The sequence below is a fragment of the Streptomyces milbemycinicus genome, from assembly GCF_002154605.1.
GTDB classification, from domain to species: Bacteria; Actinomycetota; Actinomycetes; order Streptomycetales; family Streptomycetaceae; genus Streptomyces; species Streptomyces milbemycinicus.
Window position 1 is genome coordinate 1 of sequence record NZ_MUNE01001106.1, and the last position, 1,115, is coordinate 1,115.

Sequence of the window (1,115 nt, forward strand, 5' to 3'; positions counted from 1 at the left end):
TGGGTGGGGATGAGTTTGTGTTGTTGGTGGTGGTGCATCACATTGCGGCGGATGGGTGGTCGATGGCGCCGTTGGCGCGGGATCTGTCGGTGGCTTATGGGGCGCGTGTGGCGGGTGGTGTGCCGGGGTGGGAGCCGTTGGGGGTGCAGTATGCGGATTACACGTTGTGGCAGCGGGAGGTGCTGGGAAGTGAGGATGATCCGGGGAGTGTGATTTCGGGGCAGTTGGGTTATTGGCGTGGTGTTCTGGCGGGTGTGCCGGAGCAGTTGGAGTTGCCGGTGGACCGGCCGCGGCCGGCGGTGGCGTCGCATGTGGGTGGCAGTGTGGGGGTGCGGGTTCCGGCCGGGGTTCATGGGCGGCTGGTGGAGTTGGCGCGGGGCAGTGGGGCGAGTGTCTTCATGGCCGTTCAGGCTGCTCTGGCTGTTTTGCTGACCCGTATGGGTGCGGGTACGGATATTCCGATCGGTACTCCGGTCGCGGGGCGTACTGATGATGCGCTGGATGATCTGGTCGGTTTCTTTGTGAACACGCTGGTGCTGCGTACGGATGTGAGTGGTGATCCCACGTTCCGTGAGCTGGTGGGGCGGGTGCGGGAGACGGATCTTGCTGCGTTCGCGCATCAGGATGTGCCGTTCGAGCGGTTGGTGGAGGTGCTGAATCCACAGCGGTCCATGGCCCGGCATCCGCTGTTCCAGGTGATGCTCTCCTTCCAGAACAACACCCGACCAGACCTCACCATGCCCGGCCTGGACATCACCGATCAGCCGTTGGGTGCGGTGGCGGTCAAGTTCGATCTGACGGTTAATCTCAGTGAGTTGCGTGCGGGGGATGGTAGTCCGGGTGGGCTGAGTGGGCATGTCGACTATCGGACTGATCTGTTCGATGCGGCGTCGATGGAGGCGTTGGCCGGCCGGCTGGTGCGGGTGCTGGAGTCGGTCACCGCGGACCCGGACCTGCCCGTCAGCCGGATCGACGTCCTCGGCGATGCCGAGCGGCACCAGGTCCTCACCCTGTGGAACGACACCGCACACCCCCTCCCCGACACCCTGCTGCCCGAGCTCTTCGAGGCCCAGGTGGCACGCACGCCGGACGCAGTCGCGGTCGTCTTCGAGGGC

General features: G+C 65.3%; 1 protein-coding gene. It reads left to right on the plus strand.

What is annotated here, in order from left to right; genetic code table 11:
* Positions 1–17 precede the first annotated feature (17 nt).
* On the plus strand, positions 18–1,115 hold a 1,098-nt coding region (locus CCN51_RS51375), incomplete at its 3' end, for a condensation domain-containing protein (RefSeq protein WP_281262494.1).